General features: G+C 54.1%; 23 protein-coding genes and 1 CRISPR repeat array. Of the genes, 3 read left to right on the top strand and 20 right to left on the bottom strand.

Features of this window, described 5'->3' with window-relative positions; translation table 11 throughout:
* The first annotated feature begins 1 nt into the window (after position 1).
* The gene (locus QEN32_RS04770; RefSeq protein ID WP_000562964.1) at positions 2–238 is read left to right on the top strand and encodes a non-oxidative hydroxyarylic acid decarboxylases subunit D; all 237 of its coding nucleotides are present in this window, start codon (positions 2–4) and stop codon (positions 236–238) included.
* Positions 239–282: 44 nt separating this feature from the next.
* On the opposite strand, the gene rpoS is transcribed toward QEN32_RS04770, so the two are convergent.
* On the bottom strand, positions 283–1275 hold the full coding sequence (gene rpoS / locus QEN32_RS04765; RefSeq protein ID WP_000081498.1) for an RNA polymerase sigma factor RpoS: 993 nt from the start codon (positions 1273–1275) through the stop codon (positions 283–285).
* A 62-nt stretch (positions 1276–1337) separates the two neighbouring features.
* Complete coding sequence (nlpD, locus tag QEN32_RS04760; protein ID WP_223151197.1) at positions 1338–2420, bottom strand: murein hydrolase activator NlpD; 1083 nt, start codon at positions 2418–2420, stop codon at positions 1338–1340.
* Here nlpD and QEN32_RS04755 point away from each other — a divergent pair.
* The gene (locus tag QEN32_RS04755) at positions 2350–2508 is read left to right on the top strand and encodes a peptidase (protein ID WP_223148970.1); all 159 of its coding nucleotides are present in this window, start codon (positions 2350–2352) and stop codon (positions 2506–2508) included. The genes nlpD and QEN32_RS04755 overlap by 71 nt on opposite strands.
* 138 nt (positions 2509–2646) lie before the next feature.
* On the opposite strand, the gene QEN32_RS04750 is transcribed toward QEN32_RS04755, so the two are convergent.
* The 10 genes from QEN32_RS04750 to cysD form a co-directional block, all read right to left on the bottom strand.
* On the bottom strand, positions 2647–3273 hold the full coding sequence (locus QEN32_RS04750) for a protein-L-isoaspartate(D-aspartate) O-methyltransferase (protein WP_000253545.1): 627 nt from the start codon (positions 3271–3273) through the stop codon (positions 2647–2649).
* Complete coding sequence (gene surE, locus QEN32_RS04745) at positions 3267–4028, bottom strand: 5'/3'-nucleotidase SurE (protein WP_001221538.1); 762 nt, start codon at positions 4026–4028, stop codon at positions 3267–3269. The genes QEN32_RS04750 and surE overlap by 7 nt, the downstream gene beginning before the upstream one ends.
* On the bottom strand, positions 4009–5058 hold the full coding sequence (gene truD, locus QEN32_RS04740; protein ID WP_000134246.1) for a tRNA pseudouridine(13) synthase TruD: 1050 nt from the start codon (positions 5056–5058) through the stop codon (positions 4009–4011). The genes surE and truD overlap by 20 nt, the downstream gene beginning before the upstream one ends.
* The gene (gene ispF, locus QEN32_RS04735; protein WP_001219244.1) at positions 5055–5534 is read right to left on the bottom strand and encodes a 2-C-methyl-D-erythritol 2,4-cyclodiphosphate synthase; all 480 of its coding nucleotides are present in this window, start codon (positions 5532–5534) and stop codon (positions 5055–5057) included. Before ispF ends, truD begins: the two co-directional genes overlap by 4 nt.
* A complete protein-coding gene (gene ispD, locus QEN32_RS04730) occupies positions 5534–6244 on the bottom strand; it encodes a 2-C-methyl-D-erythritol 4-phosphate cytidylyltransferase (protein ID WP_000741653.1) in 711 nt (236 codons plus the stop codon). Before ispD ends, ispF begins: the two co-directional genes overlap by 1 nt.
* Before the next feature lie 18 nt (positions 6245–6262).
* Positions 6263–6574, bottom strand: coding sequence for a cell division protein FtsB (ftsB, locus tag QEN32_RS04725; protein WP_000517480.1), 312 nt, complete (start codon positions 6572–6574; stop codon positions 6263–6265).
* Between the two features lie 190 nt (positions 6575–6764).
* Positions 6765–7088, bottom strand: coding sequence for a DUF3561 family protein (locus QEN32_RS04720; RefSeq protein WP_001537530.1), 324 nt, complete (start codon positions 7086–7088; stop codon positions 6765–6767).
* Positions 7089–7138: 50 nt separating this feature from the next.
* On the bottom strand, positions 7139–7744 hold the full coding sequence (gene cysC / locus QEN32_RS04715; RefSeq protein WP_001173663.1) for an adenylyl-sulfate kinase: 606 nt from the start codon (positions 7742–7744) through the stop codon (positions 7139–7141).
* Positions 7731–9170, bottom strand: coding sequence for a sulfate adenylyltransferase subunit CysN (gene cysN / locus QEN32_RS04710; protein ID WP_265321970.1), 1440 nt, complete (start codon positions 9168–9170; stop codon positions 7731–7733). Before cysN ends, cysC begins: the two co-directional genes overlap by 14 nt.
* Positions 9171–9179: 9 nt before the next feature.
* Positions 9180–10088 (bottom strand): sulfate adenylyltransferase subunit CysD, encoded by a 909-nt coding sequence (cysD, locus tag QEN32_RS04705; RefSeq protein ID WP_265321969.1) that lies wholly within the window; start codon positions 10086–10088, stop codon positions 9180–9182.
* A gap of 250 nt (positions 10089–10338) precedes the next feature.
* Between cysD and QEN32_RS04700 the strand changes: the two genes are divergently transcribed.
* Positions 10339–11385 (top strand): aminopeptidase, encoded by a 1047-nt coding sequence (locus QEN32_RS04700; protein ID WP_000490481.1) that lies wholly within the window; start codon positions 10339–10341, stop codon positions 11383–11385.
* Between the two features lie 14 nt (positions 11386–11399).
* A CRISPR array of direct repeats spans positions 11400–15212; the repeat unit is 29 nt; unit sequence CGGTTTATCCCCGCTGGCGCGGGGAACAC.
* A 96-nt stretch (positions 15213–15308) separates the two neighbouring features.
* On the opposite strand, the gene cas2e is transcribed toward QEN32_RS04700, so the two are convergent.
* From cas2e to QEN32_RS04660, 8 genes are read right to left on the bottom strand one after another with little or no spacing between them, the layout of a single operon-like run.
* On the bottom strand, positions 15309–15602 hold the full coding sequence (gene cas2e / locus QEN32_RS04695; RefSeq protein ID WP_023204590.1) for a type I-E CRISPR-associated endoribonuclease Cas2e: 294 nt from the start codon (positions 15600–15602) through the stop codon (positions 15309–15311).
* Entirely contained in the window at positions 15602–16522 is a 921-nt protein-coding gene (gene cas1e / locus QEN32_RS04690) for a type I-E CRISPR-associated endonuclease Cas1e (RefSeq protein ID WP_000144835.1), read from the bottom strand. The genes cas2e and cas1e overlap by 1 nt, the downstream gene beginning before the upstream one ends.
* Positions 16519–17169, bottom strand: coding sequence for a type I-E CRISPR-associated protein Cas6/Cse3/CasE (gene cas6e, locus QEN32_RS04685; RefSeq protein ID WP_000281478.1), 651 nt, complete (start codon positions 17167–17169; stop codon positions 16519–16521). The genes cas1e and cas6e overlap by 4 nt, the downstream gene beginning before the upstream one ends.
* Complete coding sequence (cas5e, locus tag QEN32_RS04680; protein ID WP_023137837.1) at positions 17151–17897, bottom strand: type I-E CRISPR-associated protein Cas5/CasD; 747 nt, start codon at positions 17895–17897, stop codon at positions 17151–17153. Before cas5e ends, cas6e begins: the two co-directional genes overlap by 19 nt.
* A gap of 10 nt (positions 17898–17907) precedes the next feature.
* The gene (gene cas7e, locus QEN32_RS04675) at positions 17908–18966 is read right to left on the bottom strand and encodes a type I-E CRISPR-associated protein Cas7/Cse4/CasC (RefSeq protein WP_023137836.1); all 1059 of its coding nucleotides are present in this window, start codon (positions 18964–18966) and stop codon (positions 17908–17910) included.
* Positions 18967–18979: 13 nt separating this feature from the next.
* Positions 18980–19540 (bottom strand): type I-E CRISPR-associated protein Cse2/CasB, encoded by a 561-nt coding sequence (gene casB / locus QEN32_RS04670; RefSeq protein WP_000029568.1) that lies wholly within the window; start codon positions 19538–19540, stop codon positions 18980–18982.
* Positions 19537–21093 (bottom strand): type I-E CRISPR-associated protein Cse1/CasA, encoded by a 1557-nt coding sequence (gene casA, locus QEN32_RS04665; RefSeq protein WP_080202961.1) that lies wholly within the window; start codon positions 21091–21093, stop codon positions 19537–19539. Before casA ends, casB begins: the two co-directional genes overlap by 4 nt.
* An 11-nt stretch (positions 21094–21104) precedes the next feature.
* The gene (locus QEN32_RS04660) at positions 21105–23768 is read right to left on the bottom strand and encodes a CRISPR-associated helicase/endonuclease Cas3 (RefSeq protein ID WP_020899161.1); all 2664 of its coding nucleotides are present in this window, start codon (positions 23766–23768) and stop codon (positions 21105–21107) included.
* Positions 23769–23936 lie beyond the last annotated feature (168 nt).

Below are 23936 nucleotides of genomic sequence, written 5' to 3'. Positions count from 1 at the left end.
GATGATTTGTCCACGCTGTGCCGATGCACATATTGAACTCATGGCGACTTCGCCGGTAAAAGGAGTCTGGACGGTATATCAGTGTCAGCATTGTCTGTATACCTGGCGCGATACCGAACCGTTACGCCGTACCAGCCGCGAACACTATCCACAAGCGTTTCGCATGACGCAAAAAGATATTGATGACGCGCCAATGGTGCCGAGTATCCCGCCGCTGCTGGCAGAAGACAAACGGTAAAAAAAAGGCCAGTCGACAGACTGGCCTTTTTTTGACAAGGGTACTTACTCGCGGAACAGCGCTTCGATATTCAGCCCCTGCGTCTGCAGAATTTCGCGCAGACGGCGCAGGCCTTCAACCTGAATCTGACGAACACGTTCACGCGTAAGACCGATTTCACGGCCTACATCTTCCAGTGTCGCAGCTTCATATCCCAGCAGACCGAAACGGCGCGCCAGCACTTCACGCTGTTTGGCGTTCAGTTCGAACAACCATTTGACGATGCTCTGTTTCATATCGTCATCTTGCGTGGTGTCTTCCGGACCGTTCTCTTTTTCATCGGCCAGGATGTCCAGCAACGCTTTTTCGGAATCACCGCCCAGCGGGGTGTCTACCGAGGTAATGCGCTCGTTGAGACGAAGCATACGGCTGACGTCATCAACCGGTTTATCCAGTTGCTCTGCAATTTCTTCCGCACTCGGTTCGTGGTCCAGTTTATGCGACAACTCACGTGCGGTGCGCAGGTATACGTTCAGCTCTTTAACAATGTGAATCGGCAAGCGAATCGTACGGGTTTGGTTCATAATCGCCCGTTCGATTGTCTGGCGAATCCACCAGGTTGCGTATGTTGAGAAGCGGAACCCGCGTTCCGGGTCAAACTTCTCGACTGCACGGATAAGCCCCAGATTGCCCTCTTCAATCAGGTCCAGCAACGCCAGTCCACGATTGCCATAACGGCGGGCAATTTTTACCACCAGACGCAGGTTACTCTCAATCATGCGACGGCGAGAAGCGACATCTCCACGCAGTGCGCGACGCGCAAAATAGACTTCTTCTTCGGCTGTTAACAGTGGTGAATACCCAATCTCACCAAGGTAAAGCTGAGTCGCGTCCAACACACGCTGTGTGGCCCCTTGCGATAACAGCTCTTCTTCAGCCAGGTCGTTATCACTGGGTTCCTCTTCACTCAAGGCTTTTTCGTCAAAAGCCTCTACTCCGTTCTCATCAAATTCCGCGTCTTCATTTAAATCATGAACTTTCAGCGTATTCTGACTCATAAGGTGGCTCCTACCCGTGATCCCTTGACGGAACTAGCAAGTCAAAGCCTGGTTCCGCCGCTTTATCGCTGCGGTAAATAACGCAGCGGGTTTACGGATTTCCCCTTGTAACGAATTTCAAAATGCAAGCGTGTAGAGCTGGTGCCGGTGCTACCCATAGTAGCGATTTTTTGCCCCGCCTTAACTTCCTGTTGTTCCCGGACCAGCATCGTATCATTATGGGCGTAGGCACTCAGGTAATCATCGTTATGTTTGATGATAATAAGATTACCGTAACCACGCAGTGCGTTACCGGCATATACGACGCGCCCATCAGCGGTTGCGACGATAGCCTGTCCCTTACTGCCTGCAATGTCGATCCCTTTATTGCCCCCTTCGGAAGCGCCAAAGTTTTCGATCACTTTGCCATCCGTCGGCCAGCGCCATGCGGAAATCGGCGCGCTGGTTGACGTACTGCTTGCATTTGGTTCGGTCGTGCTTACCGTTGGTGCCGTTACAGGCGCTGTGACAACCGTCCCAGCAGGCTTGTTGTTTGGCAACATTTTGTTAGCACTTTGTTCACCTGAGCCCTCAGAATACGTAATTGTTGGTTGAGACGCAACTGCAACGGTGGAATTTTGTGCAGACCTGGTCACAACTCCTTGCTGTGCTGCATCCGCCTGGGTGATCGCATTTCCGCCAGTAATTGGCGTGCCGGATGCGTTACCAACTTGCAAAGTTTGCCCTACATTCAGGCTATACGGGGCAGAAATACTGTTTCTCTGGGCCAGATCGCGGAAATCGTTCCCGGTAATCCAGGCGATGTAAAAAAGCGTATCACCCTTTTTCACGGTGTAAGTACTGCCACCCGTATAGCTACCTTTCGGAATATTCCCATACTGGCGATTGTATACGATTCGCCCATTTTCCATCTGCACGGGCTGTTCCGCGACCGGTTGAGTTTGCATGGGCTGCGTTACAGGACGCTGAACGGGTTGAATTTGCGGCGCTTGTTGCGGCGTTTGTTGCGTCGTCGCGCCCATTTTTGGCGGCGGTGTGATCAACATCCCGGAATTGGTATTTGATGACGACCCACTGTCCACAGACGTGACCGGCGCCGGAGGGTTTGACGAACTGGTACAACCTGCCAGCCATAGTGAAACCAGTGATAGTGCCGCAATGCGACTAACGGTGAATTTTGGGCTTCCCGCGCTCATTTATCCCCCAGGAAAAAATTTGGTTAACAACCAGTGACGTAAGAACCGTGCAACGCATTAAGTGAACACGGGAAAATGTGTTCACGATACGCTTAACCCACCGGGAATAACCAGGAAAACTCCAGGTATTCGTTTCGGCTTCATCAGGCGTAAGAGTGGGTGTTTGCAGGGCAAACTAGGCCAGCTCTCCCTTGACTAACGGGACGAAGCGAACGGCCTCCACGGTATCGATAATAAATTCGCCGCCCCGGCGACGCACGCGTTTCAAAAACTGCTGCTCATCGCCCACGGGCAGAACAAGAATGCCGCCTTCATCCAACTGTGCCATGAGCGCGGTAGGAATTTCCGGCGGCGCGGCCGTCACAATGATAGCGTCAAACGGCGCACGCGCCTGCCAGCCTTGCCAGCCATCGCCATGACGGGTAGAAACATTATGTAAATCGAGCTGCTTCAGACGGCGGCGCGCCTGCCATTGCAGCCCCTTAATCCGCTCAACGGAGCAAACGTGATGCACCAGATGCGCCAGAATCGCCGTCTGATAGCCGGAACCGGTGCCAATTTCCAACACCCTGGATTGCGGCGTCAGTTCGAGCAGTTCCGTCATTCGCGCCACCATATAGGGCTGCGAAATCGTCTGACCCTGGCCTATCGGCAAAGCGATATTTTCCCAGGCCTTATGTTCAAACGCTTCATCAATAAATTTCTCGCGCGGCACTGCGGCAAGCGCATTAAGCACCTGCTCATCTCTGATACCCTGCGCGCGCAATTGTTCAAGAAGAGCCTGTACACGTCCACTTACCATTGCGTGCCAACTCCCACGCTGTCTAACCAGTCTGAAACCACATCATGCGCGCTGTGCGCGGTTAAATCCACATGCAACGGCGTGACGGAGACGTAGCCTTCATCCACCGCCGCGAAATCGGTATCCGGCCCGGCATCGTATTTATCGCCCGGCGGGCCAATCCAGTACAATGTATTACCGCGCGGATCTTCCTGCGGGATCACTTTATCCGCTGGATGACGGCTACCACAGCGAGTCACGCGGATGCCTTTAACCTGCGCTAACGGTAGATCCGGGACATTCACGTTGAGAATACGCCCGGTACGCAACGGCTCCCGGCTTAACCCTCGCAAAAGCGCGCAAGTCACGGCTGCAGCCGTATCATAATGCTGATAGCCGTTAAGGGAGACCGCTAATGCCGGAAAGCCGAGATGACGACCTTCCATCGCCGCGGCGACAGTACCGGAATAGATCACATCATCGCCCAGATTCGGACCCGCGTTAATACCGGAAACGACAATATCCGGACGCGGACGCATTAAGGCATTAACGCCCAGATAGACGCAATCGGTCGGCGTCCCCATCTGTACGGCGATATCGCCATTATCAAAGGTAAAAGTACGAAGCGAAGATTCCAGCGTGAGGGAATTAGACGCGCCGCTGCGGTTACGATCCGGGGCTACGACCTGTACATCAGCAAACTCACGCAGCGCTTTCGCCAGCGTTTGTATACCGGGCGCGTGAACCCCGTCATCGTTACTCAGCAATATGCGCATAATCACCCATTGTGTTGATCAGTTCCCTTACTACGCTGGTGGCAAAACTGCCTGCGGGCAGCCAGAAACGTAACTCGACGGTAACGTCATCCCACCAGTTCCAGCTTAATTGTTGCGGATAAAGCAGCATCGCTCTGCGCGACGCCTCTACTTTTTCGCGCAGCAACAGCGATTGCAACACCGTTTCCTGGGCAATGGCATCTTGCTCAAACGCCAGCGCCGCACGCTGTGTTCCCCACTCTCCGCTGCCCGGCAACGACGCTGTAATCATCAGCTCTTTTTCGTCTACCCGGCGCTGCAATTCAGGCAGTTCTTCAGATGTCGCGACGAACCAGCTTCCACGCCCCGCTAATTGTAGCGCATCGCCGTCAACAACTTGATTAAAGTCTGGTTTCTTCAGCCGCTGGTGAACAATTTGATTAAACAACGCGCTACGTGCCGCCGACAACCAAAAACTGCGTTTATTGCGATCGCGCACCGGCGCGTTACTTTGCGCCCAGCGCAGCGCGCCCTGCAAGTTGCTGCCGCCAATGCCGAATCGCTGTGCGCCGAAATAGTTCGGCACGCCGCCATCGCGAATCGCCTGCAATCGTGTTTCGACATCGCGGCGATCGCTTATTTCACGCAACACCAGCGTAAAGGCATTGCCTTTCAGCGCGCCTAAACGCAGCTTACGCTTGTGACGCGCGTATTCCAGCACTTTACAACCTTCCAGCTGAAAGGCGCTGAAATCGGGCATCTCTTTCCCCGGCACGCGCGCGCACAGCCACTGCTCGGTAACGGCGTGTTTATCTTTTTGCCCGGCAAAGCTCACTTCGCGAGCGTGAATTTTCAGGAATTTCGCCAGCGCGTCAGCGACAAAACGGGTATTGCAACCGTTTTTCAAAATACGCAGCAGAATGTGCTCGCCTTCACCATCCGGCGTAAAGCCTAAATCTTCAACCACCACAAAATCTTCCGGATTCGCTTTCAGCAATCCGCTACCTTGTGGTTTTCCGTGCAGCCAGGTGAGATTGTCAAACTCTGTCATTTCGCCGCCTTCATCAGCAACGCGACCGCTTCGCAGGCAATGCCTTCTCCGCGTCCGGTAAATCCGAGCTTTTCCGTCGTCGTCGCCTTCACGTTAACGTCATCCATATGGCAGCCGAGATCTTCGGCGATAAAGACGCGCATTTGCGGAATATGCGGCAGCATTTTCGGCGCCTGCGCAATAATGGTGACATCCACGTTGCCGAGGGTGTACCCCTTCGCCTGAATACGACGCCAGGCTTCACGCAGTAGTTCGCGGCTATCCGCTCCCTTAAATGCCGGATCGGTATCCGGGAAGAGCTTGCCGATATCGCCAAGCGCCGCCGCACCCAGCAGCGCATCGGTCAGCGCATGTAACGCCACATCGCCATCGGAATGCGCCAATAGCCCTTTTTCATAAGGGATACGCACGCCGCCAATGATAATCGGCCCTTCTCCGCCAAACGCGTGTACGTCAAAACCGTGTCCAATTCGCATTATGCTTTCTCCTGGTGGATGGTTCGGGTCAGATAAAATTCCGCCAGCGCCAGATCTTCCGGACGGGTGACCTTGATGTTATCCGCGCGACCTTCTACCAGCGCCGGATGAAAACCACAATACTCCAGCGCTGACGCTTCGTCGGTGATGGTCGCGCCTTCATTCAGCGCACGCGTCAGACAATCGTGCAAGAGTTCGCGGGGGAAAAACTGCGGGGTGAGCGCGTGCCATAAATCGGCGCGCTCTACGGTATGGGCAATAGCGTTTTTCCCTGGTTCGCCGCGTTTCATGGTGTCGCGCACCGGACTGGCGAGGATACCGCCGACCCGGCTGTTTTCGCTGATGGTCAGCAACCGCGCAAGGTCATCCTGATGCAAACAGGGTCTTGCCGCGTCGTGCACCAGCACCCACTGCGCCTTTGCAACGGCCTGTAACCCGGCCAAAACGGAATCAGCGCGTTCGTTGCCGCCATCCACAACGGTGATTTGCGGATGATTCGCCAGCGGAAGTTGGGCAAAGCGATGATCGCCAGGGCTGATAGCAATAACAACGCGTGTCACCCGAGGATGCGCCAGCAGCGCATGAACTGAGTGCTCCAGAATGGTTTTATTACCGATTGAGAGATACTGCTTAGGACATTCTGTTTGCATTCGGCGGCCAAATCCGGCAGCCGGCACCACGGCGCAAACGTCCAATAAAGTGGCTGCCATGTTAAATCCCTGGATGGTTTATCGATGAGTTTGCCCCGCCGTTGCCGCGCGTTTTGAAGCGTCAGGCACCAGACGATAGAAGGTTTCGCCCGGTTTGGTCATGCTAAGTTCGTTGCGCGCGCGCTCCTCAATCGCTTCCTGGCCGCCATTGAGATCGTCAATTTCGGCAAAAAGCTGATCGTTACGCGCTTTAAGTTTGGCGTTTGTCGCCTGCTGCGCGACCACATCATCGTTGACGCGGCTATAGTCATGTATGCCGTTCTTACCGAACCACAGCGAGTACTGTAGCCAGACCAGTAAAGCCAGCAACAGCAGCGTTAGTTTACCCATCCTGCCCCCTGAAAAACGGCATCATCATCCCATAACGTCCTCTGTGACTCCACATTCAGGACGGGATTGCCGCGACAACGCCGGCAAATGTACCACATTTGCCGGATGTTACGTATACCCGAGTAAGGAGAACATAATCTCATTGTTGGTTACGGTTTGAATTATGACCGGAGGCGCAGTGATAACCCGTCTACCCTAATAGCCATATAAATAACGCGCCGAACAGCGCGCCTACGGCCAGTAGAGTAAACATGATGCTAAAAAGTATTTTGCCCTTTACCAGCAGATGCAACGCAATGCCGATAATCACCGATACCGGCATTAACGCGAGGAAAAAGGGCCAGGTATAGAGGAAAAAAAACAGCGTGTTAGGGCCATAAAGCAGAAAAGGGATCCCCAACGCCAGCAGCCATGACACAAAGCCGACCACCGCCCCCGGAAATGCACTGGTGGCGTCATCGTCGACCATGAAGGCGTCTGACCTTGTGAAAGTAATGTTATGGCTATTACGCATATTAAATCCTGTAACCTTGACCATACCGGGCATACAAGCCCGGTGGTGTCTCAGGATCTGATAATATCGCGCCGTCTCAGCAGGTCTAATAATTGGGAAACCAAATTTGTTACTAATTGTTCACCATTAAGATGAACCTGGGGCGAGTCAGGCGCTTCGTAAATGGCGTCGATACCGGTAAAGTTACGCAACTCGCCCGCGCGCGCTTTTTTATACAATCCTTTAGGATCGCGCTGTTCACAGATAGCCAGCGGCGTATTGACATAAATCTCGATAAAACGATCGTGGCCGACGCGCTCTTTCACCAGTTGCCGCTCGGCGCGGTGCGGAGAAATAAATGCCGTCAAAACAATCAGGCCGGCGTCCGCCATCAGGCTGGCCACTTCGCCTACCCGCCGGATATTTTCCTGGCGATCGGCATCGCTAAAGCCTAAATCACGGCACAAACCGTGGCGCACATTATCGCCATCCAACAGGTAGGTACTGACGCCACGCTGATGTAACGCCTCTTCCAGCGCGCCGGCCACCGTTGATTTTCCCGAACCGGAGAGTCCGGTAAACCACAGCACCACGCCACGGTGGCCGTGGAGCTGTTCACGAGCGGCGACAGTAACGGGATGAGAGTGCCAGACCACGTTCTCATCATGCAGCGCCATGTTTATCTCCCAGCAAATCGCGGGCGTCCCAGTGCGGAAAATGACGGCGTACCAGCGCATTCAGCTCCAGCTCAAACGCACTGTATTCCACGGGCGGCGTCGCTTCGCGTTCGTCCAGTTCCCGCACCATGCCAGCGCCCACGGTAACGTTAGAAAGTCGGTCGATAAAAATCAGTCCACCCGTCACTGGATTTTGCTGATAAATATCCAGCGCGAGCGGCTCATCGAATGTCATCTCTACCAGACCAATACCGTTTAACGGCAGGCTCTCGACGTCTCGTTGAGTCAGATTGTTGATATCAATCTGATAGCGAATAGCCTCGATACGCGCGCGGGTTTTCTTACCCGCAAGTTTAACGTCGTAACTTTGGCCCGGCGTCAGCGGCTGTTCCGCCATCCATACCACATCGATCGCGGCGTGCCGCGCAGGTGCCAGCGTCTCGTTTGCCGCCAGCAGCAGATCGCCGCGGCTAATATCAATGTCGTCGTTGAGTACCAGGGTAATGGCTTCGCCCGCACAGGCTTCTTCTTTATCGCCATCAAAAGTGACGATACGCGCCACGCTGGATTCCACGCCGGACGGCAGCACTTTAATGCGCTCTCCGACTTTGACGCTACCAGACGCCAGAGTGCCGGCATACCCCCGAAAATCAAGGTTCGGGCGATTGACGTATTGTACCGGAAAGCGCATCGGCTGACGGTCTACCGCACGCTGTATGTCTACCGTTTCCAGGACTTCCAGCAGCGTCGGACCGCTGTACCAGCGCATATTCGCGCTCTGCGCGGCGACATTATCCCCTTCCAGCGCCGAAAGCGGGACAAAGCGAATATCCAGATCGCCCGGCAACTGTTCAGCAAAGGTCAGATAATCTTCACGAATACGGGCGAAGGTCTCTTCGCGGTAGCCAACGAGATCCATTTTGTTGATTGCCACCACCAGGTGTTTGATCCCCAACAGAGTGGAGATAAAGCTATGGCGACGCGTCTGATCCAGCACGCCTTTACGCGCGTCGATCAGTAGGATCGCCAGATCGCAGGTGGACGCCCCGGTCGCCATATTACGGGTATATTGTTCATGGCCCGGCGTGTCGGCGATAATAAATTTTCGTTTTTCCGTGGAGAAATAGCGGTACGCGACGTCAATAGTAATGCCCTGCTCACGCTCGGCCTGCAGCCCATCTACCAGCAGCGCCAGATCGAGTTTTTCTCCCTGCGTGCCATGACGTTTACTGTCATTATGAAGAGAAGAGAGCTGATCTTCATAAATTTGCAGGGTATCGTGCAGCAAACGACCTATCAGCGTACTTTTACCGTCATCAACGCTGCCACAGGTTAAAAAACGCAGCAGGCTTTTGTGTTGTTGGGCCATCATCCAGGCTTCGACGCCGCCTTCATTGGCGATTTGTTGTGCAAGTATGGTGTTCATGGCGGCTCCTTAGAAATACCCCTGACGTTTTTTAAGCTCCATCGACCCCGCCTGATCGCGGTCAATCATCCTCCCCTGGCGCTCGCTGGTGGTAGAAACCAGCATCTCTTCGATAATTTCCGGCAGCGTTTGCGCGTGGGATTCCACCGCCCCGGTGAGCGGCCAACAGCCAAGTGTACGGAAGCGCACCATCCTTTTTTTGATGACTTCGCCAGGCTGGAGATCGATACGATCGTCATCCACCATCATCAACATGCCGTCACGTTCCAGAACCGGGCGTTCAGCAGCCAAATACAGCGGCACGATGTCGATGTTTTCCAGCCAGATGTATTGCCAGATATCCTGCTCTGTCCAGTTGGAGAGCGGGAAGACGCGTATACTTTCGCCTTTATTAATCTGACCGTTATAGTTACGCCACAACTCTGGCCGCTGATTTTTCGGGTCCCAGCGATGGAAACGGTCACGAAAGGAGTAAATACGTTCTTTCGCGCGGGATTTTTCCTCATCGCGCCGTGCGCCGCCGAACGCGGCATCAAAACCGTACTTATTCAGCGCCTGCTTTAACCCTTCGGTTTTCATAATGTCAGTGTGTTTAGCGCTACCGTGAACGAACGGATTGATGCCCATCGCCACGCCTTCCGGATTTTTATGTACCAGCAATTCGCAGCCATATGCGTTGGCGGTACGATCGCGAAAGGAGTACATCTCACGGAATTTCCAACCGGTATCAACGTGCAATAGCGGGAACGGTAACGTACCCGGATAAAACGCCTTACGCGCCAGATGCAGCATGACGCTGGAGTCTTTACCAATGGAGTACAGCATGACCGGATTAGCGAATTCCGCTGCCACTTCACGGATAATGTGGATACTTTCCGCCTCCAGTTGCCGCAGGTGGGTGAGTCGTTTTTGATCCATAACCGTTCCTTTGCAATACCGTTTTTTGCTAAACATTTCGATTACACGACTATAGGGAGCGCAGGAGAGTGAATGAAATGACGAATTGGAATGAGTAGTTCCTCAAAGGAATAACGCGGCCCAAAAACCAATATCAAAAAATGCTTAACGTACCGGATTGCCAGCATTTAGGAGCAAATGAAATTGTATTAACACGATCGCGGTTTCATACTAGCCACGTAAAATTTTGTTCTGTATTTAAGGACTCATTATGTTTTCCGCAACGCGCCGCTTTGCCGTCATTCTGGCGCTCGGCGTAGGCTTTATCCTTCCTGCACAAGCAGCATCACCAGGGCCTGGTGAAATAGCGAATACTCAGGCACGACATATCGCCACCTTTTTTCCCGGGAGAATGACTGGCTCTCCCGCCGAGATGTTATCTGCCGATTATTTACGCCAACAATTTACCCAGATGGGATACCAAAGCGATATTCGAACGTTTAATAGCCGATTTATTTATACCACGAAGGATAATCGCAAAAACTGGCATAACGTGACGGGCAGTACGGTCATCGCCGCCCATGAAGGGCGCGTGCCGCAACAGATCATCATTATGGCGCACCTGGATACGTACGCTCCGCAGAGCGACGCTGATGTCGATGCCAATCTGGGCGGTTTAACGTTACAGGGAATGGATGATAATGCCGCGGGATTAGGCGTTATGCTGGAACTGGCGGCGCGCCTGAAAGATATACCGACCCATTATGGGATTCGTTTTATCGCCACCAGCGGGGAAGAAGAGGGAAAGCTAGGCGCGGAAAATTTACTCAAACGAATGAGTGACGCTGAGAAGAAAAATACGCTGCTGGTCATTAATCTCGATAACCTGATTGTTGGCGACAAGCTCTATTTTAATAGCGGGAAAAATACGCCGGAAGCGGTGCGTACGCTGACCCGCGATCGGGCATTAGCGATTGCGCGCCGTTATGGTATCGCCGCCAACACCAATCCGGGACGCAATCCATCCTACCCCAAAGGAACGGGTTGCTGTAATGATGCGGAGGTTTTCGATAAAGCGGGAATATCTGTGCTTTCTGTTGAGGCGACGAACTGGAATCTGGGTAAAAAAGACGGATACCAGCAACGCGTGAAAAATGCATCCTTCCCGAACGGCAATAGCTGGCACGACGTACGGCTTGATAATCAACAGCATATTGACAAGGCGCTGCCAGGGCGGATTGAGCGCCGTAGCCGCGATGTAGTGCGGATAATGCTGCCGTTGGTAAAAGAGCTGGCGAAGGCGGAAAAAACGTCCTGATATGCTGGTGAAACGTGTTTATCCCCGCTGGCGCGGGGAACATTTTTCAGCCCTTGCCGACTGCGGAACGCCCCTCGACTTATCCCCGCTGACGCGGGGAACACTACCTGAGCGGATACGTCCGTTATTTGATTGCCGGTTTATCCCCGCTGGCGCGGGGAACACAAATAGCGACACTGAAAGCGAACAATTCCAGGCGGTTTATCCCCGCTGGCGCGGGGAACACCCAGAATTGCTCATGATTGGTGATATACCAGTCGGTTTATCCCCGCTGGCGCGGGGAACACTGCAGAACGCGCTCAACCTCGACGGAGTTATTCGGTTTATCCCCGCTGGCGCGGGGAACACACCAGTTCACTATATCCGGGCTGGGCGGTGGGCGGTTTATCCCCGCTGGCGCGAGGAACACGGGATACCCAGTGCGTTGGTTTTATTTCACTGCGGTTTATCCCCGCTGGCGCGGGGAACACTCTCAAACAGAACCTTCCAGCCATCAAACGTCCGGTTTATCCCCGCTGGCGCGGGGAACACAATACCATACAACACACGCGCGTTATGAATGTCGGTTTATCCCCGCTGGCGCGGGGAACACAACGTTGATTTCGTCGGCGTCCGCGTTAATGACGGTTTATCCCCGCTGGCGCGGGGAACACTATGACCTGAAATAGCTCCCCCGGATCTCCGCCGGTTTATCCCCGCTGGCGCGGGGAACACGAAAAGTATTTGTTGAGAAACGCAAATACGCACGGTTTATCCCCGCTGGCGCGGGGAACACTTTTCGCGGTAGTACTTGACGGACAACATGACCGGTTTATCCCCGCTGGCGCGGGGAACACTGTTTTGTCGTTTTCAGCGCATCGTTCGCTTTCGGTTTATCCCCGCTGGCGCGGGGAACACCTGGTCTGTGAGTAACCGAGTTTTCTCCCTAACGGTTTATCCCCGCTGGCGCGGGGAACACACGCCCATGCCGCTATGACGCATCTGTTCGATCGGTTTATCCCCGCTGGCGCGGGGAACACATTGCGTTCGGGGGCAATATGCTCTGACTCGTCGGTTTATCCCCGCTGGCGCGGGGAACACGGCTGCGGCTTCACCGGGCGCCGCGTCTGCGTCGGTTTATCCCCGCTGGCGCGGGGAACACAGCTGCCTCCCCACGCTCGCACTCTCCCCACACGGTTTATCCCCGCTGGCGCGGGGAACACAAACGCATATATAACCCAATATCACCCCGATTCGGTTTATCCCCGCTGGCGCGGGGAACACAGAACGCCGCTGGAATCCGTACTGATCGGTTTCGGTTTATCCCCGCTGGCGCGGGGAACACGATAGTGTTTGATATGCGGCAGCCGGTCCCTCCGGTTTATCCCCGCTGGCGCGGGGAACACGCTGTTGCAGGGCGCAAACTGGTGCCAAGGTTCGGTTTATCCCCGCTGGCGCGGGGAACACTGTTTGAGCGCCAGAAACTGTCCTGATTGGCGCGGTTTATCCCCGCTGGCGCGGGGAACACGGATTCCAGTTCCGCAGTCAGCCACCCAGTAACGGTTTATCCCCGCTGGCGCGGGGAACACAGTTCCGGGAACACTGATTATGAGCGAAGTAACGGTTTATCCCCGCTGGCGCGGGGAACACTTGCCGGTGTCCAGCGCGGTAGAAATGCGGCGCGGTTTATCCCCGCTGGCGCGGGGAACACTATAATATGAATTAATTTTTGCGCATAACCTGCGGTTTATCCCCGCTGGCGCGGGGAACACTTTGTTTTTGTGCTGTCAGTGATGGCGGCGTGCGGTTTATCCCCGCTGGCGCGGGGAACACGCAGGTGTATCCCCCTTAACCAGAACAGGGGGCGGTTTATCCCCGCTGGCGCGGGGAACACGGCGATGAATTCCGCGTCACGTTTCTCAACAGCGGTTTATCCCCGCTGGCGCGGGGAACACACTGAATGCCGAGCGCGTACTGGATGTTGTTCCGGTTTATCCCCGCTGGCGCGGGGAACACCCGGTTATAGCTGAAATGCAGGTCATCAAGGACGGTTTATCCCCGCTGGCGCGGGGAACACGCGTTCTGGTCAATGTGCTGGCTCACTCGCTGCGGTTTATCCCCGCTGGCGCGGGGAACACTTCTGGCTGGGGAGTGCTGCAATGGTGTTTTCCGGTTTATCCCCGCTGGCGCGGGGAACACTCTCGGTAAAGTAAGCAATGATTTGGCCCCGACGGTTTATCCCCGCTGGCGCGGGGAACACAGTATCTCTGTAGCGGAGCGCCTCGCTACTGCCGGTTTATCCCCGCTGGCGCGGGGAACACTCGCCCGTTGATTTCAACAGGCCCCGGTAATCCGGTTTATCCCCGCTGGCGCGGGGAACACTTAGCGTAATAATCGCGTAACGTCTCCAGTCTCGGTTTATCCCCGCTGGCGCGGGGAACACGTGACTAAAATCGATCGTATCTGGCTGTCCCGCGGTTTATCCCCGCTGGCGCGGGGAACACGGAGGGAGGCACTCATGACCACGCCGGGAAAACGGTTTATCCCCGCTGGCGCGGGGAACACCTTGATAGCGCCCTGGATAATTGTTCCCGTGCCGGTTTATCCCCGCTGGCGCGGGGAACACATGCTGAATGATAAATATAGCGATGCCCCCACCGGTTTATCCCCGCTGGCGCGGGGAACACCGGAGGTCGCCCATAAGGGCGCTAACAACATGCGGTTTATCCCCGCTGGCGCGGGGAACACCACCCACCTAAAAAAATAATGGCGTAAAACCGCGGTTTATCCCCGCTGGCGCGGGGAACACTTTTTTAATGATATGCCGAGTTCCTGAAATGACGGTTTATCCCCGCTGGCGCGGGGAACACGCGTGTTTTTTTGCTCTGTACCGTTGCGGAGCCGGTTTATCCCCGCTGGCGCGGGGAACACATGCTGCGGATCTTCGTTAAATGGCAATTTTTCGGTTTATCCCCGCTGGCGCGGGGAACACATATTTACTGGAGTTGAGCTACCACCAGACTGCGGTTTATCCCCGCTGGCGCGGGGAACACTAATCAGACCCGTTATCGCGCGTGCCGGTGATCGGTTTATCCCCGCTGGCGCGGGGAACACGCAAGCGAGGCTATGCGCAAAAAGAGAACAGACGGTTTATCCCCGCTGGCGCGGGGAACACCGTCTGCGGGCTGTTAATAACCGTTGTTTCGGCGGTTTATCCCCGCTGGCGCGGGGAACACACAATTACTAACCTCCCCTCCAAAGGCCTCAGCGGTTTATCCCCGCTGGCGCGGGGAACACACGCATGAAACCCGCTCACTAGTCATTGAAGCCGGTTTATCCCCGCTGGCGCGGGGAACACGGCCATAATGAGCGATGTTAATACTCTCCAAACGGTTTATCCCCGCTGGCGCGGGGAACACCCCGCCCATAGCACGGGAGCCGAGAGACGTTACGGTTTATCCCCGCTGGCGCGGGGAACACCACAAGTTTTTCGGCTGTTTCCAGCGTTATCCCGGTTTATCCCCGCTGGCGCGGGGAACACGCGCGGGTCGCGCACGGTGCAGCCCGGTGCAGGCGGTTTATCCCCGCTGGCGCGGGGAACACCCATATTAGCGCGGACTACAGCCAGGAATAGCCGGTTTATCCCCGCTGGCGCGGGGAACACCTATTGAGGTTCATCCCCGCTAACGCAGGGAACGGTTTATCCCCGCTGGCGCGGGGAACACGGCGTGTGTGGATAAGGGGCGATAACAGAATGACGGTTTATCCCCGCTGGCGCGGGGAACACGAAATCGGCGCCACCCTGCCTGTAGTTTCAGTCGGTTTATCCCCGCTGGCGCGGGGAACACACTAAAACTATATATTTGTTCTAAAAGCCCTTTTTTACTATCTAACAAACTACCAACGGTAAGATAACAATTCCTTATTATTAAAGAACATTCAACTTATTGATTTTCAACAGGAAGAAAAGAAACCAAACGCAGTCCATCCAAATCTACCGGAATACGTCTGTTTTCACCCCATGTCTGAAACTCAAATCCCGACTCCGTGTTGGTCGCCCAAGCCATGACGGCATTTCCGCAACCGCCAAGCTGTGTGATCTGTTGCCAAATCATTTCCCGAATACGCTTCGAGGTATCGCCAACATAAACACCTGCACGAACCTCGAGTAACCAGACGGCAAGACGTCCCCGCAGGCGCGGCGGTACGTTTTCCGTGACCACAACCACCATACTCATCAACCATGCCCCCGATGGCCGCTATCACCCAGTGATTCAGGTTCCGGTATTGCTGGCGGCAGCATATCCGGCGCAGGCTGAGGTGGTTTAATTTCACCGGCAGCGAGCACCTCTTCGATCAGCGGGATCAATTTTCCGGTCAGCTTCGAACTGCGAAAAATATCCCGGCAGGCCAGGCGCACTTCTTTATCAGGTTCCGCCGGGTGACGAGCGGCGATCTCAAATGCTTTGGGCACCACCGATTCAAATTTGATGATATCGGCAATGTCATAAACAAAAGAAAGCGGCTTACCGCTATGGATAAAACCGATAGCCGGCGCATATCCCGCCGCCAGGATAGCCGCTTCTGAAATCCCGTACAGGCACGATGTCGCCGCGCTAATACATCGGTTGACGACATCCCCCTTCTCCCAGTCTTTCGGATCATAGTTACGACCATGCCATTTCACGCCATACTGCTTCGCCAGTAATGCATAGGTCGCCCGCACACGGGATCCTTCAATACCGCGCAGTTGCTCAACGGAACGACGGGCGGGAGGCGGCTCACGAAAACGCAGCTCATACATTTTGCGGACTACTTTAAGCCGCAGGTCATCATCTAACGCCAGCTTTGCCTGATAAAGCAACTTATCGGCTCGTGCGCCTCCGGGTTGTCCGGAGGAATAGACCCGCACTCCCGCCTCGCCCACCCATACCAACAGGGTGCCGACCGTTGATGCCAAATGCACTGCCGCATGGGAAACCCGCGTTCCCGGTTCCAGCATGATACAAGCGACCGAACCGACGGGAATATGCGTGCGGACTCCCGTTTTATCGATCAGCACGAATGCCCCATCCAGCACGTCAATTTGACCGTACTGGAGGAAGATCATCGAGGTTCGATCTTTTAACGGGATCGGGTTGAGCGGTACGAACGTCACGCGTCGTCTCCGGGTTTGATCATCATCATTCCGCAGCCAAACGCCCGGCTTTTACCGTACCCCTGCGCCAGACGTTGCAGGAAAAGCACGGGATCGTTAAGCACCAGCACGCCGGTATAGTCCACGCTGCTAAACTGAATCATCTGCCGGGATTTCTCTCGACGTATCTGCTGCTGCCGATAAGCATCAACGCTCGTTTCGCGCAGGGTGAAGCCATTTTGCTCCCCCTGGCGCGCCAACCACGTCAGCGCCGCCTGCTGCTGATAAGACCAAATATCCTGGCTATCACCCTGCGTTTTACGCTGGCGTTTCGCCTCCATCAGCAAATCGTGACGCTTGCCGTTTTTGCAAACCGTCGGATTGGCGCGCAAGTTAAACCGCAGCGTCTGTCCCGCGCTCAGCATTGGCGCAAATGGGCGAGTCTGCACGTCAAAAATCGCGCTGGCGGCAGGCTGTTCCTGTGAGAGAACAAAAAAGCGAAACGCGCCCTGTAACTCTTCGCGGCGATAAAGAAACTGCCGTTCCTTGCCGCCGGGAAAGAGATCCCATAACCACTGGTGCATCACGTACTCGCCGCGCTCCACCAGATGCAAGAGCTGTGCCGGCGAAAGCTCGCTGGTGTGCAGCGTTATTCTTGAGAGATACACGCGTCCTCCTTGCGGAGCCACGGCCCCTGATTCACGCTACGTTCACCGAACAGCCATTGCTGGCGGCTCAACGGCATGTCGCGACGACGTAAAATTTTGTTCGCCGTTAAGCCATCGTGTTCACCTTCCCACCAGCATTCATTCTGTAATCCGGGGAGAGTCAGTTTCAGCGTATTGAATTTATCCTGATACCAACGATATGCTTCACGCAGGACATCCGCCGCACTCCCTTCCAGCAGTTGCGGCGCAAGCGGCAACGCCAGAGGGTGACTTTTGCGCCCCAGATACAGCGGGAACACAGGATGTTGTAACGCCGCCTGAAGCTGCGCCAACGTGTAAGGCGCGTCCGGCGTCGCGCTGACAGCGATCATCCACCAGGCGTCGGTGTAGTAGTCGCGTCGGGAAATCAGCGCGCTCAGTAACTCAGGAGCCTGCAACTCTTCACGGCGGCTGAAGTAACGTGCCTTACGTACCTCTTTCGGCATCTGCACCGTGTGATAATCCCGCGCCCAGCGCGGGTTGCCGCTGGCGCACAGCAAAAATTGGTAATGACGATTGAAGGCGTTTAGCCGTTCCTCCTCATCGCGGCGAATACCCAGCGCCGCAGCTAATAACCCCAACAGCGCAGAACGCGAAGGAAGTTCATGGCTGTGGCGCACTTCGCCTGGCGCATCCACGCCCCAGGAGGCCATCGGCCCATGAAGCTGAAAAACCAGATATTGGCTCATAAGCCGCCCCTTACGCGCAGATGAAGTCAAGCACGTCTTTCATGCTTCCCTGCTGATTCATAACGTTAAAGTCTTTGAACGCCGTCTCCTGTACATAGACCGCATTCATATTTTCACGCAGCGCGGTAATACGCTTAACCGCAACGTTCAATTGGTCTGTACCGTTGATCGGTTCATAAAACGCGGCCGCCAGTGAACGTGGTTGGTCGGTGCCTTTTTCGGCCAGCGCCCACGAGGCATAGGCACGGCTGGCAAAGCTGTTCTGTTTGCCGGTCGGCGACACTTTCAGCGCCGCTTCAGTAAAGGCGCGCAGCGTTTTGTTTGCCAGTTCTTCATTGCCGTTCAGGTTTTTCACCAGCAGATCTTTGTCGATGCAGATATAGGTGTAAAACAGCGCGGAGCCAAAGCCGGCTTCGCCGAGATGGCCTGCGCCTGCATCTTCTGCCGATGCCTGGCGTAGGTCATCCACAGCGGTAAAGAAATCGTCTTCGATGATCGTTTCGCTGACGCCGAAGGCGTGGGCGACCTGGCAGGCGGCTTCCACGTTAAAATCAGTTTTCTTCGCTAACATCCGGCCAAACATGGCAATATCGACGGCCATGCGATCGTGACGTAACAGTTCCGCTTCCTCTTCTGTTGCCGGACGTTTTTCTTCTGCCAGACGGCGCGCCAGCGCTTTCACGGCCTCAAACTCAGCAGGGCTGATATGCACCAGTTGCTCGGTTTCAGCATTCGTCAAATCTTCTTTGGGTTTCTTATCCTCTTTTACCTTGCCAAAGCAGTTGGCGATGTTCTTGACGTACTCAACCGCTTTTTTGGCGTCAATGCCGCTATCAACGAGGATTTGCGCCGCCTCACGAGCAATGCGACCAGTACGAATACCAATATGGCCAGCTAATGCCTGTTCAAATAACTCAGATGTACGCCAGGCGCGTTTCAGGCTCTGAGAGGAGATACGCAGACGTGTTGCACCGCCAAGCACCACGGTTTTTGGCGCGCCGGTATCATCACGGTTCAGGTTAGCGGCGGGGTAAGCGGTCAGTAAATGGAGCTGAATAAACGTTGTCATAAAGATATCCCTGTTAATCTTGTTCGTTATCGGTATCGCCATCGCCGGCCTGGTAGTATTCCAGCGCCCAGCGGATACGAAGAAATTCGGTTGGCCGCTGCTGGCGGCGATGGTGGTTCAGCAAGTCATTCTGCTCCTGGCACCAGCAGAAAATATCGTCTGCAAGAGAAAACAGGTTGACCGAACCATCTAACAGCTTCACCGCACGCCGTAACTGGCGCAGCAGTTCATCCGGCGTTTTTACCGCTAATAGGTGGGAGAAGCGTAATTTTGACATCACCGGAGTGTCGCCACCTTTCTTCTGTCCAAGCTGCGCAGCAAAACTCTTTTGCTCATCAATAAATTTGATATGTGCAGCCAGTGCCGCTGTGATTGCCAATGCAGTAACATTCCAGGGTGCTTTGTTTTTCCATAAAGAATGTGTTTGCATTAACAATGAATGAAGCCCCTCAGCCAAACAGGCATCATTCACCGTTTTACTACGTCGTAAGCTGGCACGTAATCCACGTTTTTCTTGTAGTTCCTCATGCCACTGAAGCAAAGTGGCTTTATCATCTTTCGTCACAATACTCATTCAGCAGCCTCCTGCTTCTTTGCTTTGGCGGCTTTCGCGCTTTGCTTTTCCGCCGATGAAGTAAAATATTTTTTGCGCGCCTTCATGATGCGCTCCAGATCGCTGCTCTCGTAGGGGTTGGTAAAGACGCGGTCGTCGAAGTAACAACGGGTAAATAGCCAAAGTTCTCTTTGCCATTTATTCAGCCTTTCGTCCGGCTTGTGTCCGTTTTCCAGATCGTGGATCAGATTGAGAAAGCGCCCCTGCGTCAGGTTCCAGAAATCAATGTCGATAAAACTGAAATCACCGCGGGCATCCTTCGCATTGGCGAACCACGCTTCTTTTAGCGCACTGCGAAGCAGGCTCAACAGGCGGGCCGCAGTTTGCACGGCCTTACGTAAATCAGGGATCAGACCTTCCGTCATCAGCAACGGGAAGTGATGCTCATACCAGCAGCGGATTTTCATATTGTCGAAATCCGCGCCAAAGCCCCAGATCCCCGCTTTAACGTCAGTCAGCGAGCGGGCGTTAAACACCTTGACTACCTGCGCGGGAGATTCGTAATTCGCTTCCGTCTGGTTGTTCTGACTTAATCCCAGCCAGTCGCGCCAGATAAGGCCGCCGGGCTGCGGTTTAACGGAAAAGAAGGCGTTTTGATCTTTTACCGGGGCGCGATAAGGCGTCAGCGGATGACGCCAGCCATCGTAGTTAACGCCGTAGTTCTTAACGGTCATAAAGCCAAGAAGCTCATCGCTTTCAGCGCCGCAAATATCGCAGCAACCTGACTGTAAGGTGGCAAAATCCAGGCGGATACGACGCGGCATCCCCCAGTACGCCTGGAGTTTATTGACCTGCTCCGGCGTGGTAACGGCATTCGCCTGCTCGCTGGTCCGCGTCGCGGCAAGCCACGGGAAAACGGTCGCATCACACTGGTCTGGTAAAGGCAGATCCGCAGTATCCTGCGGCATCACGTTGAGCCACAGCTTGCGCCAGATCGGCGTTTGCCGCTCGCCCTGATATTCCTGCAATTCAACCAGCGTGGTCAGTGGCCCGCCGCCGCGCAGCCCGGTACGATAGCCTTTGCCGCCCGCAGGCGCGTTAAGCTGCAACGAGAACAGCGCCAGCGCCGCGCAGTGCGGACAAAAACGTTCCGTTACGCCGCGTTTGACAAAATGATCTTTATTGAACTTCGTGGTTTGCGCGCCAGGTATTTCCGGCAACAATGAGGCAATAGAGACTTTTTCGCCGCTTAACGGTTCAAAATCCTGCATAAACGAGGGGGATTCCGCGCCAAACTGAAAAGCGTGTTCTAACGGTGCTAATGCCTTATGGAGCACATCGGCATGCAATCCATCAAACCAGATATCCTCCCAATTTTTGTATCTTTTCGGCGCGATACTGCATTGCAGCAATCCCAACAGAAACTGCCAGGCCGCTCCCTGTAAATCTGCTCGCGTTGCGGCGATGTCCACCACCTTTTCATCCGCCAGATCGACGGGGGCCAGCTTGCCCGTGGAACCGTCTTTGAAACGGACGGGGAGCCAGGGCGTTGTTAAAAGTGAAAAATTGTCCATATCTGTATTCGTTATTCCCCCATCATGCCAATCAATCCCTCATTCGCCGAATAACCACAAGCGGCAAAGTCCGTCACCACAATCACCGTGGCAAAATCCTTATCCTGATGCTGTTGCGCACACCACTTACGCAAGGGTTCGCCGTCTAATTTTTCAAACTCGTCTTTATGTTTATTCCACCAGCTCTGACGTACTCGCAGCACGCTCATCTCCCAGGCGTGTTCACCGCTGGCATAAGGGGTTACGACGCTATCCACGATTTTCGCCAGCCACAGCGTGACAGACTCTTCCGCCAGCCGCGTTGACATTTTCTCCGGTAAAGAATCGCTAATTTCAGCACAGTAGCCCGGCGCAAAGTTAAGCAGCATCTGGCCGGCAAATGCCCGGTCGCAATAAAATTTGCCTTCCTGCAATTGCTCGGTTTTTGCAAACCCAACCGGCATGTTGACATCCTCGCCGTAGACCGACTCAATCAACAAGCGGGCAGATTGCGGCATCCGAATCGTCCCCTGCTCACGTAATATGCGCTGCGTCAGCCACATGCGCCCATGATCGGGATAGACATAGGCGCTGTTACGCATGGCGCTGGATAACCAGTTCTCTCGCGGCGCGTCATCCCACTCCGGAGCAAGAATGCGCAGCACTGGCGTCTCTCGCTCATCCTGCCCACTCTTTTTCACCAGACCGTTACGATCGCGAATATGACGCTGTAGTCGACCGGCCCGCTGAATTAATAAATCCACCGGCGCTAAATCAGAGATCATCTCATCGCAGTCAATATCCAGACTTTGTTCGATTACCTGCGTGGCGATAATGACCTTACCGGCACGTTGCGCGCCGCTCTGTTTGCCAAAGAGATTCAGCGTCTGCGACTCAATCCGCTGACGATCGTGAAAAGCAAAGCGACTATGGAAGAGTAAAAGGTTTTCCGTGGCGACGACCTTACTCAGTTGAAGCTGGCGATAGATACGAATCGCATCATCAACGGAGTTACGTATCCAGGCGATACAGTTTCCTTTTTCCACTGCTTCACCTATACGTTCAAGACACGACTCTTCACTATGTAGCCAGCCAATATCTACGCTACGCTCAACCTCTTTGCGTGTATCAACCCGCTGAGAAATCAGCTCTGTTTGTGTGACCTGAGTCAGCCAGGGATAATCGTCATGGCCTAGCAACGGCGCCTGCACACTACGCCTCACGCCACGGGAAAATGCCGCCACCAGCTTATCTCGCTGCTGCTGCGATAGCGTCGCAGATAACAGAATAGTGGCGTTGCCATTACTGGCCTGCCGTTCAATCAAACCTTCAAGTATTCGGGACATCCAGGCATCACAGGCATGGATCTCATCAGCCAGTAAAATCTTGTTGCTAAGACCCAGTAACCGCAGGTTGTTATGTTTAAATGGCATTACCGCCATCATCGCCTGATCCAACGTGCCTACGCCAACCTCCGCCAACAACGCTTTTTTATTGCTGTCGGCAAACCAGGCGGCGCATCCCTGACTATAAGGCTGCGCTTCATCGGGTTCTTCCGTACCAGAAAGAGTGACCGACCATATTGACTGATTGAAACGATCCATTAAGCGACGCGCGCTATGCGCCAGAATCAGGCTGGGACGGGAATCCGGCTGATACAACGCCAGCCAGGTGTTCGCCATACGTTCAAACATCGCGTTGGCTGTCGCCATTGTCGGCAGTCCAAAATAGAGTCCCTGCGCTTTACCTGCCGCCATCAGTCGATGAGCTAATATGAGCGCCGCCTCTGTTTTTCCGGCTCCAGTGACATCTTCAAGAATAAAGAGTTGGGCGCCATCCACGTTGATATCCAGCTCAAGCGCCTTTTGTTGTAACGGTGTGGGATGCTGAATAAAAGGGAAAAGCGTTTCTATGCCCGTAAAGGCAGACACATTCGCCGCTGAGGGAAATAGCGTGATGGCAGTTTGTGCTTTAGCGAGAGCTTGCTGCCAGTAGGTATCAACAGGCATTTTTTCCGCAGTACGCGGAAAATAACGGCTGGCGGAACCAGTCCAGTCAGCCAGTACAACCGCAGCGGAAATAAACCAGGAAAGTTGCTGAAATTGGTCGATACCCTCATCTTCATCCCAGGCTTCAGGCAAGGTAATTAAAGGAAAGAGCGCTTTTATTCTCAGAAGAAAATCTCTTGCCGCATCTTTATCCTGCTGGCGAAAATGGTCCAGCTCCTGGATTGCCTCTGGAGGGCGTCCATGATGACCTGTAGTGACTGGCATCCAAAGCGCCATAACGCGCTTACTTTTACGAACTGAAAGCGAAGAAGGAGGAAACAATTCAGGGCATTCACTTAGCCAGGAGTTCCACAACACGTATCCCAGCGTGGTATGCGCGATTTTTTCATAATGCCGTGTAGGCTCATTAAAGATGTTTAAAGCCTCATGACGGTATAGTTGCTGGAAGGAATGAGCAAATTTTCCAATATCATGCCAACATAAAATCCAGGCAAAAAATTGCGCCGCCTGCTCCTTATCCTGGATGCCTAATTTTTTTAGATAGTGGTCAATAAAATAAATATTATTTATCACCATCCAGTAACCCACAGCCGCAACATCTAAAGAATGCCAGCAAAGCAAATGGTAATCATCACCGCCGTCAGTTTCTCCTCGTCGAGACTTTCCCCAATAGTGATATATCGACACGTAAACTCCAGCATGTGGATAATAAAAGCACTCTACGCCTTTTCAATGGTCTTTTTTGTTGATATATCTCACAAAAATTGCACTTCCTGAGATTATATTTAAATATGCTCACTCAACTTTATATATTCTTCATAAATATTTACCCCGCGAATAATTATTATAAATTTT

The sequence above is a fragment of the Salmonella sp. SA14318 genome, assembly GCF_029866905.1.
In the GTDB taxonomy this organism is placed as follows: Bacteria; Pseudomonadota; Gammaproteobacteria; order Enterobacterales; family Enterobacteriaceae; genus Salmonella; species Salmonella enterica.
This window is presented reverse-complemented; position numbering and strand designations above follow the sequence as displayed.

Bases quoted from the DNA above. Each gene is read 5' to 3' on its own strand.
- rpoS (WP_000081498.1), bottom strand. From the start codon at position 1,275: ATGAGTCAGAATACGCTGAAAGTTCATGATTTAAATGAAGACGCGGAA.
- QEN32_RS04700 (WP_000490481.1), top strand. From the start codon at position 10,339: ATGTTTTCCGCAACGCGCCGCTTTGCCGTCATTCTGGCGCTCGGCGTA.
- casB (WP_000029568.1), bottom strand. From the start codon at position 19,540: ATGAGTATTGTGACGAAAGATGATAAAGCCACTTTGCTTCAGTGGCAT.
- surE (WP_001221538.1), bottom strand. From the start codon at position 4,028: ATGCGCATATTGCTGAGTAACGATGACGGGGTTCACGCGCCCGGTATA.
- cysN (WP_265321970.1), bottom strand. From the start codon at position 9,170: ATGAACACCATACTTGCACAACAAATCGCCAATGAAGGCGGCGTCGAA.
- QEN32_RS04770 (WP_000562964.1), top strand. From the start codon at position 2: ATGATTTGTCCACGCTGTGCCGATGCACATATTGAACTCATGGCGACT.
- ispF (WP_001219244.1), bottom strand. From the start codon at position 5,534: ATGCGAATTGGACACGGTTTTGACGTACACGCGTTTGGCGGAGAAGGG.
- cas7e (WP_023137836.1), bottom strand. From the start codon at position 18,966: ATGACAACGTTTATTCAGCTCCATTTACTGACCGCTTACCCCGCCGCT.
- casA (WP_080202961.1), bottom strand. From the start codon at position 21,093: ATGGACAATTTTTCACTTTTAACAACGCCCTGGCTCCCCGTCCGTTTC.
- ispD (WP_000741653.1), bottom strand. From the start codon at position 6,244: ATGGCAGCCACTTTATTGGACGTTTGCGCCGTGGTGCCGGCTGCCGGA.
- cysC (WP_001173663.1), bottom strand. From the start codon at position 7,744: ATGGCGCTGCATGATGAGAACGTGGTCTGGCACTCTCATCCCGTTACT.
- truD (WP_000134246.1), bottom strand. From the start codon at position 5,058: ATGACAGAGTTTGACAATCTCACCTGGCTGCACGGAAAACCACAAGGT.
- QEN32_RS04750 (WP_000253545.1), bottom strand. From the start codon at position 3,273: ATGGTAAGTGGACGTGTACAGGCTCTTCTTGAACAATTGCGCGCGCAG.
- cas5e (WP_023137837.1), bottom strand. From the start codon at position 17,897: ATGAGCCAATATCTGGTTTTTCAGCTTCATGGGCCGATGGCCTCCTGG.
- cas2e (WP_023204590.1), bottom strand. From the start codon at position 15,602: ATGAGTATGGTGGTTGTGGTCACGGAAAACGTACCGCCGCGCCTGCGG.
- QEN32_RS04720 (WP_001537530.1), bottom strand. From the start codon at position 7,088: ATGCGTAATAGCCATAACATTACTTTCACAAGGTCAGACGCCTTCATG.
- ftsB (WP_000517480.1), bottom strand. From the start codon at position 6,574: ATGGGTAAACTAACGCTGCTGTTGCTGGCTTTACTGGTCTGGCTACAG.
- cysD (WP_265321969.1), bottom strand. From the start codon at position 10,088: ATGGATCAAAAACGACTCACCCACCTGCGGCAACTGGAGGCGGAAAGT.